Raw genomic sequence first — 15,966 nt, forward strand, 5'->3', positions numbered from 1 at the left:
AGGATGTCGTTTTTGCTCAGACCGAAGCGCAGGTGCCAGGGCGTGCCGTGTTGCGCGCGGTAGTCCAGGCGCGCGACTTCGTGGGCCAGGTTATGTAGGGCCAGGATTTGCTCGTGTGGGGTTTGCGCCTGTTGCAGGGCGGTCAGAGTGTTTTGCTCTTGGAGGATAAGCGCACGGTTGCCGTTGAAGGACAGGAGCAGGCCGATGGTGCCGACCAGAGCCAGAACAAGAAACAGCACGTAGCCAATCCGTAGCGGATGCGCGCCCAGCCAGCGAATACGCGCGCGCTTGTCAGCCAGCACCCCCTCCCACGCCGGGTCCAGCGGCCAATGCGGATCAGGCTTGTTGATATCCCATGCGCGCTGCAACGCCAGGCTGAACCACAGCCCACGCACCGGCAGGCTGCGGGCGAATTCGCCGAGCAAGGGCGTCAGGGCTTTGCGCCAACGAGCGATGCCCTCGACATGCAGGTCGCGGGACAAACGCGTCAGAAAATCATGGGTGATCTTGACCTTCATCTGCTTCCAGCCAAGCTGGCGCAGCGGCTCCACCAGTTGGGCGAGGCTGTCCTCCAACTCCTGAGCCGTGAAGCGCCCACGCAGGCCAACGCCTACGGCCTGGGCCTCACGTCCGGTCTGCGGCGACAGACTGGCACAGACCTGCCACAGGTACAGCGGCAGTTGCCAGCGCAACGAATGGGCCAGCCCCTGCAGATGACGCATGCCGGTACTCATGGCCGCAACGTCGGCGCTCTGGGCCGGGTTCAGCGCCCAGACCACGCCGTCCAGCGCTCGCCCACGACTCAGGCCCTGCCAGCGCTCAAAAGACTTGTCCAACTCCGCCTGGGGGCTGCCTCCCCAGAGCAGCAGCGTACCGCGCCCTTCCAGCCAGAGTTGGTCGGTCAGGCCAGGGGCGATGGCGTCGACTTGTTCGGGTTCGCCGATAAGCAACAGCACCCGCACTTTGCGGCGCCAGAAGGGGCCGTAGTGCAGGCGCAGGTAATCGCGCACCAGGGCGAGCTCAAAGGTTGGCGGACAAGGAAGCACTAAAGGTGCGTCCGCTTGCGGGTAAACGCCCGTCGCCTGCCCTTGCTTACGATGGCTATAGCATTGCAGAACCTCAAACAGACGAGGCCCCCAGTACATCAACAACGTAATGATGGCGATCAGTAAAAACGCGAAGGATTTGTGCAGGCTCTCGATCAGCCCGACCGTTTCGCCATATCCCCAGATCAGCCCGGCCAACGCCGCGATGAGCGCGCCGCTCAACACCGCCGCGCCCACAAGGCGCCACGGATTACTCAAGATGTTCATGCCCTATCTCCTGGAATAACGGTACTGATCCAGTACCGCGATTGCTCCCTGCTCAACATCAACAAAGGCCCCTGCTGATGCCGGGCCATTTCCACCGCCAGTGCCGCCAATAGCCAACTGCTGAACGGCCCCGCCAAACCGCAGAATTGCTCCAGCACCCAAACCTGTTGCGCCGACAACCCGGCCCCCTGAGCAGCACCGGCAGTCAGAACGTCGCCAGTCAGCGCCTGGAGATCAAGGTGATCCGCCAGCAGGCCCGTTGCCTGACACGCCTGGGCCTGGGTTTGCAGAAACAGCGGCAGTTCGCTGTCGTGCTTGTCGGCAACCAGCGACATGGGTCGCAGCAAGCTTGCGCAAACCGGTAGCGAAGCGACGCTGGTCATGCCGTCCGGACACAACAGCAGCGCCGCCAAGCCATCGGAATAGACACTCCCACCCTGTACTTGCAGGATGATGACCAGCTCAAAGGCAGTGCTGGCCGACTTCAACTTGTCGTCGAGCCATGAATAGGGCAACTCGGCAACGAGGGTGACGGTTTCAGGGCAAGGCAGCCGAGTCACGTTGGCCCAGCACCGCTGCCAGTCCATGCGCAAAGCCTCGTATTGATCGGGCTGGGTATCGCTCAACAGAGTCACCCGCAATGTCGGTGACTCAGGCAGGGCCTGAAGTGCCGAGGCCAATGCCGGGAGCAATAACTGCAATCCGGCCTGAGCGCGCTCTTCTGATGTGTGCGGCAACAAGGTCATGCGCCGGGCCACCCCACGTCGCGGCGGCAAGCTGCTACGAGCCTGCATCAGCACACTGGCCGAGACCTGATCCGGTAACACCACGCAACTGCCCAACACCGCCATCGAGCGCTGCGCCCAGTCCTGCCAGGCTTGCCGGGCGACCTGCGCCTCGCCATCCAGAAACCGCTGCCGATTCAGCGCCCCGCCATAGACAAAGGCGCGAAGGCCGAAGGCCAATGCCAAAGCCAGTAACGGCGAGCCCGACAGTGCCCAGACATTCACCGTCTGCAAGAGCGGTACCCGCTCCGAGGCATACAACAGAAACAGCAACACCCCGATCAACACCGCCAGAACGGCGGCCACCAGCCAACGCCCCAGCACAGGCGGCATCGGCGCTGGCAGCACCGCAGGCGGCTGACGATCCCAACCCATGACTTAGCCCAACCCGAAATCAGGCGCACTGGAAATCAGCTCGGCACCGCATTCACTGCGACAGCCGTTGACCACCATTTCCAAGCCTTTCTCAGTCCAGCCCACACCGCCTTCTTTAATGGAGTTTTCGCCGTGAATCGGGCAACTGACCTTATCGCCGACCAGGGCTACGGCTTTGCCGTTAACTAAGGTGGTGGATGAGGCGCAGATCACTTCTCCGCCGTGGGTGGTTTTATCGCCTAATAGAACGTAGCCTTGGGTCATGAATATCTGCTCCAGTAATTGAACAGCCATTAAAGGCTGCGCTTATAAACATCGAACATGAATGTATCGAGCGCTCATTTATTTGTTGACGACGATAAATACCCCTTATTTCCAGCAAGGAAAATTCCTCTTGCCATATAATCTGTGGCAACTCACTTGAAATGGACTCGTCTTTCCAGACCATAAGAAAAGCACCACCGAATGCAGATCGACATTCAGACAAGCGACAATGAATTATCTCAAAACGTTAATCCATCCCTCTGACTAATTTTAGGAAAAACCCCATCAAACTTAGGAAATGTCCTACAAACACTCTGTATGAGCGCTGTAATCATCCCATCAAACAAGAAGTGCTCACAGCTTTAGCCTCCTCATTAATGGCACCCCAATGCCGTGCAATAGATAGCTGAGCAGCCTCCATACCCAGCGCCGCCCCGGGGATAAGTGAGCGACGTGAATCAGGCTGTATTCAATCTGTGGCTGCCCACCCCGCAGGCGTTTGAACGTTGCAGCACCGGAACTGAAATTAAGTATCAGACGGTGCTCGGCTGCTTCTTGCAGGCACAGGCGAGTCAATTGCCGATAGAGCCCAGTCCGTTGAGGCAGCGCAGTATCGTAGCCAACCACCGGGACGCTAATGATCGAAGAAGTCTTGAACCAGCCTACTGCACCATCGATCCGTCCCTCAGAACTACGTAAGGCCCGCATTTCCAGCCAACCTTCGCGTTGCCCACACCGCATCCATTCGGCGCTGTAGTGGGGATTCAGCCTGCAATATTTATTGAGATAGAGCAGGTTGTAGAGATACTCGATCCGCTCAAAATCCGCATCATTCAACGTAGCACCGGACACTATCTCGTAGCGACTATGTCGCAATAACGTAGCGTCCATTCGCGTGTTGTGGCGTTTGAGAAACGCTGCCTGTACCCCTGCACGTGCGTCGAACATGTAGACCTGGCGGCTGGGGATACTTAGATAACCGAGTGCTTCCAGACATTGGCGCAACTCTCGATTACTGAAATCGTTAATTGAGCGGAAGCCAAAGCCGTGATCGGGGAACGCTTGACGTAGCAGAGCGGTAATCCCAGGCATTTCCGCTACATTCATATCGCTCGGATAAAGATTGGTGGAGAGTAACCAGTTGTTGATCAACACAACTTTGTCGACCCTGGCGGCGCGTAAACACGAGTCTAAGCCCCGGATCAATATCTGCAGGGGCCAAGTCAGCCATGGCCGCCCAAGACGCTTGACTTCTTCACGGGCATAACTGCTATAAGTCGTTTTGGGCGAAACCACATAGCAATTGTCCTCCGGTTCGCAGCCTTCGGTAATGCTCAGCGGATAGTGATGCGTCCCCATATCAAGGACTGCCATACGAGCGCTGACATTCCCGATCAGAGCGCCACCGAGGCAGGCCCGCACGTAGCGCCGGGCCAGGCTGTCATCGGATCTTGCTGGTTCGCCAAGCAATTGATCTTCGAACTGTAACTTCATCACCCTTGCTCACCCAAGTCTTGGCCGTTCCACTCAATGTCTGCGGTGGACGCAGCCAGAAAACCGCAGCGCCGATAAATAGCCCTGATGCCAATTTCTCCCAGGGTCAACACTTGTGCCGCCAGCGGCCAGAAGTCACCTCTCTTGGCAATGACATCATAGGCGCGGAGATAATCCCGCCAGAACCCAGCGTTTAACGCGTGTTGCGGCGCTGCCAGCAAAATCATCGCCAGAGCGGCCATGCGAGGTTCCGCTGTAGGCTCGAGTACAGGCATATGGCTATCACTCAGACTGTTAACCAACTTCTCGCACTGGTTGTCGAAAAGGTGCACGCCGCTGGTAGCTCGGGGATTGCACTCCAGTACATGAATGCGGCCAGCGTGATCCTGGATAAAGTCGAACCCTACCTGGCCGGTGTAACAGGTCTCACGCCCAAACTGTTCGAGAAATTGGCGTACATGTTTTGGCGCTTCCGGCTGAAAGTAAATTCCCGCACCACGACCTGCTCGGTAACGTGGGCGATAACAGCCATGGGCCCGCAACTGACCGTTGATCAATATGCTAAAGCTGCACAACTCCCGCCCTTGGACAAAGCGCTGTGCTACCCAAGGTTGTGCATGAGAAGGTTCTATCTCGACCAACTGCTGGATGGACGGACGGATTAATGTTTGTGAAGCAAAGCGTGAGTAGGCTGGCTTGAACACCCACCGCGCGGCATCGTCACCGAAACGCAGCAACGCTTGGCGGTCCACCAGCAAATGGGTTTCAGGAACAGTCAGCACCCAATTACGCGTTATGGCTGCAAAACGGCCCTTGTGATGCAAGCGGTGAACCAGCTCAAAGTCGCTAGTCAATACCCTGCAAAACGGTATCAGCGCTTCGCGACCATGGGTCAGGTAAAACACTTCTTCACAGGTAGGAAGCACTAGATCAATAGATCGCGCCTGGATCGCAGTTACCAGCGCCTCGATCCAGGCCTGCGGATCACGTCGAGGGGGCGGCAAGCGGACAAAATGTTGTGCTGCGCGACTGAAACGGCTGAGTGGTAGATTTAGCGAGTCACCGACACTGACAGTCCAGCCGGCCTGCGCAAAAGCCAGCGCCCACGCCAGGCACGCAGGAGCCCGCGCGCCAAGAATCAATACGTGCATGGCAAACCCTCGGGCAACTCCAGCAACTGGAGCCGCCGACGTTTCGCATGCAGGGGGCGAGCATGCCAATGACCGAAGTTCAACACCGGAGGTTGCAGGCTACGCAAAGCGCATAGCGCGTGAATGCTGTCACGCAAAGCCAGGCACAGGCTGTGATGATCAGCAGCAGCTTGCAGATTGATCTGCCAGCACAAGCCCTGTTGGTGAATTTCATATTCTCGCAGCGTGGCGCCATGCATCAGCAGGGTCCTGCGTAGCACATCGGGATAGAGCGCCAGTAATTGGCGCCCGGCCAAGTCTGGCAACCAGAGGATGTCATCCGCGCGGCCTTCGATAGCCGCTATCGCTCGCTCAGCCCGACCACAGGTGCACGAGGTATCAGCCACACGCAGGACGTCGTTGAGGCGGTAACGCACGATCAACTGTGTGTGCCTTGAGAAATCGGTGATGATTGGTTGAAAACGGGTGCGCTCATGGTCCAGCCAGTCTGGCTCGATATGCAGATGGCTTTCATTCAAGTGCAAAGTGCCTTTTTCGCAGGTGTAACCAAGAAAACCCTCGCTGGCTTGGTAGATCTGCCTAGGCTGGACATTGAACGCGGCATGGACGGCTTCAATGTCTGTTGTTTCCAAGACTTCGGCCACCGATAGCACATGACTGGGGCGAATAGATAAGCGTTCGGCCTGTGCCAACCCGGCCAGCCCTCTCAGCACGGTGGCAGGGGCTACCAACACATCGGGACTTTGTGCATTCAGATGTGCAAGCGACGCATCCAGACCCAGGGTCAGGTCATGAAAGGCAAAGTCGACCCGCCGACTGGCCAGCGTGGTATAGAGACGGCTATTGGCCCGCAGGAAGAATGCTATCCGAATCGGCGCCTGCCATGGAAAGAACAAGCGGGGCAACAGATGCCCGGGCAGCGTGCGCGCCAGCAGTATCCCCGCCCAACGTCGACGCTCCTGCGAGCTGACCAAAAACACCCCCTGATTACCCGAGGTCCCACTCGATAACCCAACGGTGATATCGCCCAGCATTGGCGTGAAATCGCGAGAGGTCTCTGCGTGATGGGCTATTGGCAACACCTGCTCCAAGGTCAAGCCCCGGGTGTTGAAACCGCAGAAATCCTCCATCAACAGGTTTTTGTCCATTAACGGCAGCTCGCTCAGTCTAGTGACAGACAGGTTTTTAAAACGCTGGGCCCGAGGCAATACGCGCTGCAGAAAATACTTCAACTGGCGTGCCTGCCAGGCTTCCAACTGATCGCGGCGAGTAAATCGCAGCCTGTATCGGCTGTTGATAAAACTCAATGCACTCTGCGCCACCCCTAATCGGTCATTGCTCATTGTTGAAAGCCTCCCAAGCGTGGGTGCAGTGGGACGGCAATATTGCTACGGCAGGTTCACGACGGATCAGCACGCCCAGGTCACTGTAGGTCTGGCGATACTGTTCGACATTGTGACTGGTAAACCATAACGCAGCCGCAGCAGGCAGGCGTCCGGCTCCGCAAGCAGGCACCGACCAACATGCGTCCGCCACCAGAAATACCGGCCTGCCTAGAGCGTCCGGGATAAACAGGCCGAGTTGCCCCACACTGTGTCCGGGGAGCGGGACGCCGATCAGGCTGCCGTCGCCCAGCAAGTCGTACCCCTGAGTAAAGGGCATCATCCACGCAGGTAATGCGTGCACCCGACAGCCGTCGGCCAAGGTCATGCGGTCGCCGAAATTGTCCGGTAACAAGGCAAGCAGATGACCACTGAGAGCGGCGCGCAAGGAATGAGACCGCAGGCTTTCGATATGTCGTCGCCCAGTACTCATGGCGATCAATGACGCTTGAGGAAAATCCCTGAGCCCGGCGATATGGTCGCCATGGAAGTGCGAAATAATGACCACGCGAATGTCGTCAGCGCCGATGCCTAAGGCCTGCAGTTGCACGAGCAGTTGCTCCTGAACAGGCAACTGCACCGGCACCGCGTGGCGATACAGGCGCTCGGGCAACGCCTGGGTTGCCTTAAAGAAATGCTCGGCATAGCCAGTGTCGTACAGTATCCAGCCAGCATCAGGATGACGAATCAAACCGCAGAGCGCAGGAAAATCTGTCGATGCCCATCGCCCTCCCCGATCAGCCATACACTGCAGCTGTCTACAGCCGCCGACGCGCAGCATAGTGAAACTGACGCTGCGACTCATCGCTGTGCCCCCTGGCGGGCGAGCCACCACTGTGCATGTAGGCGAATGCCGTCATCCTGACTAACAACCGGGTGGTAACCCAATTCGTCACGAATGGCATTGAGGTCCAGCGTCTGACTGAATGCCAGTACACCCGCGGTATGACGCGTCAGCAGCGGTTCGCCGCTGTTGCGCAAGCGCGCACCTGTCTCCATGACCCGCGCGATCACATCCACCAATCGCCATGGCAGACGCCGCGTGCGAACAGTTAACTGGAACTGCTCGGCAACACTATGTATCAGTGCTTTGAAGGTCAGCGGGGTACCGTTACTGACGTTATAGGTACATAAAGCGCGAGGCAAAGGCTGGGTCAGGCTTAGCTCTACCGCATGGATAAGATTATCGATGCAGGTCAAGTCCAGTTGCGCTCGTCCTCCGCGCATCAGAGGTATCGCTCCCCGTTGAATGACCCGTATCAAACGCGGTATCAATGCTGAATCCCACGGTCCGAATACTGCACGTGGCCGCAGGATGACGGCTTCGTCCAGACCCGCCTCATGTACAAGCGTTTCGGCCATAGCCTTGGTGCGCACATATTCGTTGACCGGCGCCGGCAGCGATTCGTCTTCGCGGATGCCGAGACGATCACGAAAGTCAAAGTACAGGCTCGGCGTCGATAGATGCACCAGCCGTTTCACCTGATTGGCATGGCAAGCCTGAAGCACCTCGGCGCAGGAATCCAGATTGGCTCGGGCGAAGGCTTGCGGTGTACCCCACGGCGCGGACAATGCAGCACAATGGACAATTGCAGCGCAGTCCTGAGTCGCCCTGATCAAGGTCGCGGCGGCGTCGGAGGAACCGTGTTGCAACGGGATCCAGCAGACTGCGGCGCGACTCTGGCGAATGATCTCGGTTGCGTTTGCGGCATTACGACCACTGAACAACACCTGATGACCTGCGTCCGCCAGTCGCCAGACGAGATGTCGACCAATAAATCCGGTCCCGCCTGTAACAAAAATCTTCATCAGTACTCCAGAATCATGCCGCCAAGGGACAAACCTGCACCGGTCCCGATCAGAAGCAACCGCTGCCCCCGCTGGATGCGTCGGTCGCGAACGGCGATATCCAGTGCCGTAGGCAGTGAAGCCGCGACCTGATTACCGTGCGCAGCAAAAATATCGATGACTTTTTCCGGAGCGAAGCCCAGATGTTTGCTCGCATGGTGCATAGCCTGCTGGCTGGCTTGATGGGGCACGACCCAATCGATATGAGCCAGAGAAAGATCAGCCTGACTGAGCAATTCATGCATCAGCGTGGATAAATGCCGGGATGCAAGACGAAAGACGGCTTTGCCCTGCATGGAGAAATTGGCGTGGGTCTCGAATGGAACCTGGGTACGGCGCGGATGAAAACGCGACCCGCCAGCGGGTATCTCACACAGGTGTACGCCTTCGGAAAACGTCCTGAGGCTTGACGCAAGAATCCTCGGCCCATCCTCGCTGACACCCAGCACCACGGCCGCCGCGCCATCTCCAAAAATCCCGCAAACCTCGACCTGCTGCCAGTCCAAACCACATGAAGCGATGTCCGAGCAGACAATCAGGATACGTTTGTAACGCCCAGCAACCAGCGCCCAGGACAAGGTGTCGATAGCGGCAATGAACCCCAGGCAACTGGCATTGATATCCATAGCCGGTATGCCCGAACGCTCTAGCCCCAATTCATGGTGAAGCAAGGCTGCATTACACGGCAGACCTTGGTCCATCGTGCCGCTGGCGCAGGTGACCAGGTCAATATCGCGCAATCCAAGACCGGCCGCCTTCAAGGCATTTCGTGCAGCAATGGCACCCAGAGTCGCAGCATTTTCGGTGGAGCTTGCAACATGCCGTTGCACCACGCCGGTGATGCGGGCCACGCTGCCAGCCAGCAGTCCCAATTCAGTGTCCAGTTCGGCACTGGTCACGATCCGTTCGGGAAGCGCATGGCCGGTTCCTAGGATGCTCACGGGCCTGGATACAGGCGCACTGGAAATCAGCTCGGCGCCGCATTCACTGCGACAGCCGTTGACCACCATTTCCAAGCCATTCTCGGTCCGACCCACGCCGCCTTCTTTAATAGCGTTTTCGCCGTGAATCGGACAACTGACCTTGCCGCCGACCAGGGCTACCGGTTTAACGTTTACGATACTTGTGGAAGAGGCGGAGATCACTTCTCCGCCGTGGATAGTTTTATCGCCTAACAGGACGTAGCCTTGGGACATAAATGATTACTCCAATACTTTAGTCACCGCTAATGGTTTGCGGCAGTTATTCACATAAAAACAACAAGCCAATCAAGCGACTAAGAATTAGTTTTCAGTACATAGAAAAAATGGGATAGCGAAAACGCAGCCAAGACCATAGCCAGCAGCCACAAATAGAAACCCCAGCCCAAACTGGTTATAGGCATAGCCCCCAGATGCGGTTTAAGGGTGACGGCTTTGCAAAGCAAAAAACTGGCAGCCACGCAAACAGCAATCCAGGCCAAGATCATGAAATCTCTGCACCGCCATTGGGCCAAACCAAGTGCCAGTAAATATATAGGATTGGCGAACCAGGCAAAATTAGCCTCCAGTGCCCCCAGCCATCCGATGAGCAATATATCTCTGCCCAAGAAGAAGTGGTCGCCTTGATAGTAGGCAGGAAACGCAAGGCTTAACGCGAAGGTTCCCAAGCTCAGAAAGCCGACCCACATATAGGGGGCTTTTCGAAAAAAATCGTGTTGCGTCATCATAAGCAGCGCGCCTTCAGAATGATCTGTTTACCGGCCGGTGGCGGGTTCAGGCTTAAGTCCTGACCGCAACCGCTCAGGCTGACGACGAGCAAAATAAGTAATCCGGCGGGAAGTGCTGGCATCATTTCTCGATTTCCGCAGCCAGTCGGATAGCTTGCAACTTGTTAAAGTTTGGTCCCGACCGACCGTCGGCTTCGAAACTGCCATCGGGATAGGAGATGGTCGTGTGGTTACCATCTTTCTTTATCTTCGGCCCCGCTGAATAAACAACAAAATCGGAATGCAAAACAGGTTCGAAATAAATTTTCCGCGCCTGGAATGCTTGATACATGACATAGGCTCCGCCCAACCCCGTTAGACTGACACGCTTTCTGTACCCTCCTAAAAAACTCTCCCTCACCGATGGGTAGTAATCCTTCTTGATCGTCAAATCTCCATCGATTTTTATGGGCAACCCGGAACTTAGTAAAGGACGGTTGCGATCAAACATCACCACAATTCCTCCCCCGGTGCCCCAAGTCACACTCTCGCCAAAACTAGTCGGATCGCCATAGATGACACCAAATAGTATATTGCTCAAATGCCACTGACAGGCTCCTCCGCCATCCATTGGAAGCTTGGCCGAATAGAGATCACTCTGCCCTTCACGTTGCAGCTGTACATCAATGCCGTGATAGCCCTCCAATTCGATGCGCTGGCCACTGGAGCCATGTGTAATACGTTTACAGATGGGCGAGCGGTACATTACTTCCAAGGTTCTCGCCTTGAGCTCTTTGGGCACTTTTACCGTCACGGTCATCTGTTCACTGTCCGGTGGCGGGTCCAGGCTTAAGTCCTGACCGCAACCGCTCAGGCTGACGACGAGCAAGACAAGTAATCCGGCGGGAAGTGCTGGCATCATTTCTGCTTCTCCGTAGCCAGACGGAGAGCTTGTAGCTTGCGAAAATCCGGCCGGTACTTACCATCGGCCGCAACGCTGCCATCGGGATAAGTAAATTTTATGAAATCACCGACCTTATGGACCTTAGTCCCTTCCGAAGTCACCATAAAATCAGAATGCAGCACCGGTTCGAAATATATATTTCGCGCCTGTAAGGCCTGGTACATTAAATAGATATCACCTTCACCCGCCAAACTAATACGCTTCCTATATCTTCCTATAAAACTTTCTTTAAGCCAAGGATAATAGTCCTTCTTGACAACCAAATCACCATTAACTTTTATAGGCAGCCCGGAACTACGCGAGGGTCGGTTTCGATCAAGCATCACTACAACGCCGCCGCCAGCCCCATAGCTCACGTTCTCGCCAAAGCGAGTCGGGTTAGCATAGGCAACGCCAAACATTATATTGCTCAGATGCCATTGACAGGCTCCGCCGCCATCCATTGGAAGATTGGCCGTATAGAGATCACTCTGCCCTTCACGTTGTAACTGTACGTTCACGCCGTGATAGCCCTCCAATTCGATGCGCTGGCCACTGGACCCATGTGTAATACGTTTACAGATGGGCGAGCGGTACATCACCTCCAGGGTTTCCGCCTCAAGCTCTTCGGGCACTTTTACCGTCACGGTCATCTGTTCGCTGTCCGGTGGCGGGTCCAGGCTTAAGTCCTGACCACAACCGCTCAGGCTGAAGACAAAAAAGGCGAGTAATACTACAGGAGGAATCGAATTCATTATTTACCCTCCGACGCTAGACGGATAGTTTGCAACCTACGAAAGTTAGGCTTGTTGCTGCTATCGGACAAAACGCTGCCGTCAGGGTAAGTAAACTTTATGAAATCACCTACCTTATGGGCTTTTGCCCCTTCCGAAGTCACTAAAAAATCGGAATAGAGAAAGGCCTCAAAATATACCTCACGTGCGCGCAATGCCTGGTACATTGGATAGGTGCTACCCTCACTAGCCAAGTTGACGTATTTATCATAACCACCAAGAAATCTTTCATGTAGCCAAGGATAATAATCCTTCCTGATCGTGAGATCCCCTTCAACCTTTATGGGAAGTCCAGAACTTAGTAAAGGTCGATTATGATCAAACATCACTATAACTCCCCCCCCAGTCCCCGAGGTCACCTCCCCACCAAATTGAGTCGGGGCTCCATAGGTGACACCAAACAGTATATTACTCAAATGCCACTGGCAGTCCCCACCACCGTCCTTGGGCAATTTGGCTACATAAAGATCACTCTGTCCCTGGCGTTGCAGTTGCACGTCTATGCCATGATAACCCTCTACTTCGATGCGTTGCCCACTGGAGCCAGTTTTAATACGTTTGCAGATTGAGGAGCGGTACATTACTTCCAAAGTTCTTGCTTTGAGTTCCTTGGGAATTTTGACTGTCACCGTCATCTGCTCACTATCGGGCGGCGGCGCGAGGTTATAGTCCTGCCCACAACCACTCAGGCTGAAGAACAGCGCAAATAAAACAACGGAAATTCTAGTGGGCATAGAGTAGTCCTTTAACGTTATCACGGGTTACCCGTACGTTTTCTCGAAATAGGCCTTGGGATCGGTGGCGGCATCAAAGCGCTGCAAAGCCTCGGCGCCACCCTCGGCCTGCTGGGTGACGCGCAAGGCCTGACTGACCAAGGTTTGCAGCTCGAGAAAAATACGATTGCGCTCATACTCCTTCTCGGGAACACGCCCGTAGTATTCCTCCATCTGCTGTTCGAACTTTTGCCGCACCGCCTGCCGCTCCAGCAACGGCTCGCGTTCAGGGTTGATCGACTCCAACAGTTGGTTGTGGATATAAGGTTGGTAACTCCTCATTTTGTGATCTTCTCCACTTACCATTCCGCTCACTTCAGGAATGCTATAGGGCGGGAAAAACCGCGCCCGGCTCTCAGCACTCAGTGAGGCGATAAGGCACTTTTGCGCCTCTTCGGCCTGCCGCTCTTCGCTATCACTCAGGCTGGGCACCAGATATAGCTTGGCTTTTTTCGGTAGCGGGTATGCGATGCTGGTGGAGTAAGACTTGCCATTGGGGTCGCGGTATGAAGGGTACGAATTACCCCGCTGTTCCGTGTGCTGTTCGGCCCGAAAGAACATGGCGATTTCGCCGTGATGGCAGTAGGGATCTTCGTACGTGTATACCGTGCCGATCACCGCTTTAGTTAACGATGCACCGAAGCCCATGATCGTGCCCACGGGACCAAGAATTTCGTACAGGCGATTATCGAGATCGGCCTCGAACGGCACTCGAGGGACAATATCGGCGTCATTGACATGACGGAAATGCCATAGCTCGCCCAGGAACTGCACAGCCTTGAGGGTAAAGGTGCGTGGCATGCCGTAGGTGTAGAGCAAGGGGTTCATGTCCTTCAGTGATGCTGAATGGATCAGACCGAGTGCACCGCCCAGGCTGTGGCCGCAGATAAACAACTTCCTGTCATCAGCTTTTTCAGGAATGGTCTGACCCAGATGCTCGGCATAGACCCTCCGCGCCACTTCATAGGCATCCCGAAACCCCAGATGCACACTGCCCACCGGAGCCAGATCGGCGCAGGGCACCCTGGGTTCGCAATTGGCCGCTACTTCAGGCTTTACCGGACGGAAAGTCCCATCAGTGACACCGTCGGCAAGCTTTACCTCAGTGCCGCGCCAACTCACCAACACCTGCGAGGCACTGATGGCATAGAACAGTTGCGTATCCCCTTCTGGCGGATCGGCCTTATCGGTATCCAGCATAAGGGCCTCGGTATAGCGCTGACTGAAAGGCACATCGGCGACCAGACAGGGGCAGTTCTGGCCGCCATCCCAGACCCTCGGCGTTCGGGACAGGTCCAGGCATTGCTGAAGGAAAAACTCTTCCACCGAACCAAAGCTTCCCGGCTCATCTTCGCTGTACACCAGCATGCTCATCACTGCCAGGTTGTAGGCATTGGCCAGGCTGTATTCCTTTTGGTGATGCAGCACCAGCGACCAGGCGCGAAGCGGACAGATTTCCAATACATGGCGGCGATCCAGGTCGTCGCCATTGACGGTGAAGCCGCTGTATTGGCTGTCTGGAAAATGGTAGCCCGGCGGATTTTCGGGATCAGCCAAAGGCGGGTCGAGTTCCGGCAATTTGTCGCAGAGCTGGCCGATGCGCAGGTAGTGGTAGGCATGACCTGCCGCGCCGGCCTGCTGCTCGATGGGCGAAAAGCCTGAGCGTTGCGGGCCATACAGTGCTGTCCGGTCACCCACGCCGGGCCGCGACGGTTCAGCCCGAACGGCACGCAGGCGGCGGGTTTGTAATTCCATAGCCAACGGGTCGGCCTGCATCAGCAGTGTGATGGGGATCGGGTGCAAGCCCTCAATACGGATTACACCCTCAGCGTCGCTCTGGCCTGCAAACTCAGGGACACAAGCAGTGCGAGTAGCGTCACTCACCGCACGATAAGGCATGTTCGCCAAGGGCCTACCTTGTTCGTCCAATAACTGGAATTCGATCCAATGCTTTATCTGCTTACCCACGGTAACGTCCATGAATGTGCAAATGGTATCCGTACGGTGTAGTGTGTTGTTCATATTCTTCCCTAAAACTCGGTATTCATTGAGTAATTGCCCAAATCCCACATAATTAGATTCACGCCGCTAATTACTCGGTGCACTTCTGTTCCGCTTAGCGCCGCAGGAGGGAACTATCTCCCTCCCGTCGTTAAGACGGGTGTATTGCAGGTATCTCAAAGCGCCCTCAGGAGTTTTGACCACGCAGAAAACTGCCGTATAGTCATCTTTTGTGTGGTAAGCATCTCTAAGGCTGAATACATAGGTTCTGTTAACCTCAAGATTCAGAGGTGGTTTTGTTAATTCATAAACCGTCAGCTCATACCCCTCAGGCACAATACCAAATTCAAGACATGCACCCGGCTGTAGCAGCATCGGCTCAACACCTGGTTTTGGTCTTACGCCCCATGACCCTGGATTGCTCACATAGCTTTCTGACAAACTTATCCGCCCCACAGAAATTGCTTTTTCAGCATCCTTGTGCAAGCAAACCGCAGGTGCTCCGTTAATCGACCGAAGGTCAGCGCTCCCCTTGTACCCAAAAGATGTGGCGTGACTTGACAATCCGATAAAAAAAATAAAAACCCCAACTGCACACACTAAAAATTTTGCCATTTTATAATTATCCAGGGAGATTGGACTTGTCATGCCGATTTGCCAGAAACTCTTGCAGGGTCATGGTAGTCTGCCGTTTTCAAAGCCAAACTGAATTAAAGCAAAAACCATAAGCAGCCAAGTAACCCCACCGAGCGTGAGCCCGACAGACCACTTCATGCGTCTCTTGATGGAAACTGCCAAACCAGCGAGCTCTCCAGAGTCCAGATGCCCATTTCTAATATGCTTTTCTGGCCAAACTATAGCTCCCGATATAATCAAAATTAGCATAACACGTGAGCCAAACGAGCCTTCCCCCAACGACTTTGCATAAGAGATGATGATATAGCTCCGTTTAAAATTGCGTAGAATCTCATCCATATCTCGACTCGCAATGTAGCAGCTGACTATCACACCACTGAGCCCGGCAGATAGCGGCCCAAACAAGAAAACAAATAATTTAAAAATCACTAAACTCATCAGCCCCCCTTAAAATAATTATGGAACGCTCGGCCTAACCGATAAGTGTTGTGCTGTTCATACCTGTCCTTTAACCCCGTTT

15 protein-coding genes and 1 pseudogene are annotated in these 15,966 nt (G+C 55.3%); all 16 read right to left on the reverse strand.

Annotated elements, in window-relative coordinates; translation table 11 throughout:
• Positions 1–1,313: pseudogene (locus tag M2401_RS03690) on the reverse strand (type VI secretion protein VasK); the annotation flags it as partial.
• Entirely contained in the window at positions 1,310–2,473 is a 1,164-nt protein-coding gene (locus tag M2401_RS03695) for a hypothetical protein (protein ID WP_259099917.1), read from the reverse strand. The gene M2401_RS03695 and the pseudogene M2401_RS03690, both read right to left, overlap by 4 nt.
• A 3-nt stretch (positions 2,474–2,476) precedes the next feature.
• Positions 2,477–2,737: a PAAR domain-containing protein gene (locus M2401_RS03700; RefSeq protein ID WP_259099919.1), complete on the reverse strand. Its 261-nt coding sequence runs from the start codon at positions 2,735–2,737 to the stop codon at positions 2,477–2,479.
• A gap of 354 nt (positions 2,738–3,091) precedes the next feature.
• Complete coding sequence (locus M2401_RS03705) at positions 3,092–4,231, reverse strand: hypothetical protein (RefSeq protein WP_259099921.1); 1,140 nt, start codon at positions 4,229–4,231, stop codon at positions 3,092–3,094.
• Positions 4,231–5,382, reverse strand: a complete 1,152-nt coding sequence (locus M2401_RS03710) for an ATP-grasp domain-containing protein (protein WP_259099923.1) — start codon at positions 5,380–5,382, stop codon at positions 4,231–4,233. Before M2401_RS03710 ends, M2401_RS03705 begins: the two co-directional genes overlap by 1 nt.
• A complete protein-coding gene (locus M2401_RS03715) occupies positions 5,370–6,725 on the reverse strand; it encodes a F390 synthetase-related protein (RefSeq protein ID WP_259099925.1) in 1,356 nt (451 codons plus the stop codon). Before M2401_RS03715 ends, M2401_RS03710 begins: the two co-directional genes overlap by 13 nt.
• Entirely contained in the window at positions 6,715–7,569 is an 855-nt protein-coding gene (locus tag M2401_RS03720; protein WP_259099927.1) for an MBL fold metallo-hydrolase, read from the reverse strand. The genes M2401_RS03715 and M2401_RS03720 overlap by 11 nt, the downstream gene beginning before the upstream one ends.
• On the reverse strand, positions 7,566–8,573 hold the full coding sequence (locus tag M2401_RS03725; RefSeq protein ID WP_259099928.1) for an NAD(P)-dependent oxidoreductase: 1,008 nt from the start codon (positions 8,571–8,573) through the stop codon (positions 7,566–7,568). Before M2401_RS03725 ends, M2401_RS03720 begins: the two co-directional genes overlap by 4 nt.
• The gene (locus M2401_RS03730; RefSeq protein WP_259099930.1) at positions 8,573–9,808 is read right to left on the reverse strand and encodes a beta-ketoacyl-ACP synthase III; all 1,236 of its coding nucleotides are present in this window, start codon (positions 9,806–9,808) and stop codon (positions 8,573–8,575) included. Before M2401_RS03730 ends, M2401_RS03725 begins: the two co-directional genes overlap by 1 nt.
• An 80-nt stretch (positions 9,809–9,888) precedes the next feature.
• On the reverse strand, positions 9,889–10,320 hold the full coding sequence (locus tag M2401_RS03735) for a hypothetical protein (RefSeq protein ID WP_259099932.1): 432 nt from the start codon (positions 10,318–10,320) through the stop codon (positions 9,889–9,891).
• A gap of 121 nt (positions 10,321–10,441) precedes the next feature.
• Positions 10,442–11,221 (reverse strand): hypothetical protein, encoded by a 780-nt coding sequence (locus M2401_RS03740; RefSeq protein ID WP_259099933.1) that lies wholly within the window; start codon positions 11,219–11,221, stop codon positions 10,442–10,444.
• A complete protein-coding gene (locus M2401_RS03745) occupies positions 11,218–11,997 on the reverse strand; it encodes a lipoprotein (RefSeq protein ID WP_259099935.1) in 780 nt (259 codons plus the stop codon). The genes M2401_RS03740 and M2401_RS03745 overlap by 4 nt, the downstream gene beginning before the upstream one ends.
• Entirely contained in the window at positions 11,997–12,770 is a 774-nt protein-coding gene (locus M2401_RS03750; protein ID WP_259099938.1) for a hypothetical protein, read from the reverse strand. The genes M2401_RS03745 and M2401_RS03750 overlap by 1 nt, the downstream gene beginning before the upstream one ends.
• A gap of 27 nt (positions 12,771–12,797) precedes the next feature.
• Complete coding sequence (locus M2401_RS03755; protein WP_259099942.1) at positions 12,798–14,831, reverse strand: lipase family protein; 2,034 nt, start codon at positions 14,829–14,831, stop codon at positions 12,798–12,800.
• A 66-nt stretch (positions 14,832–14,897) separates the two neighbouring features.
• Positions 14,898–15,458 (reverse strand): hypothetical protein, encoded by a 561-nt coding sequence (locus M2401_RS03760; RefSeq protein WP_259099944.1) that lies wholly within the window; start codon positions 15,456–15,458, stop codon positions 14,898–14,900.
• Between the two features lie 27 nt (positions 15,459–15,485).
• On the reverse strand, positions 15,486–15,884 hold the full coding sequence (locus M2401_RS03765) for a hypothetical protein (RefSeq protein WP_259099946.1): 399 nt from the start codon (positions 15,882–15,884) through the stop codon (positions 15,486–15,488).
• Positions 15,885–15,966 lie beyond the last annotated feature (82 nt).

The sequence above is a fragment of the Pseudomonas sp. JUb42 genome (genome assembly GCF_024807945.1).
Taxonomy (GTDB): Bacteria; Pseudomonadota; Gammaproteobacteria; order Pseudomonadales; family Pseudomonadaceae; genus Aquipseudomonas.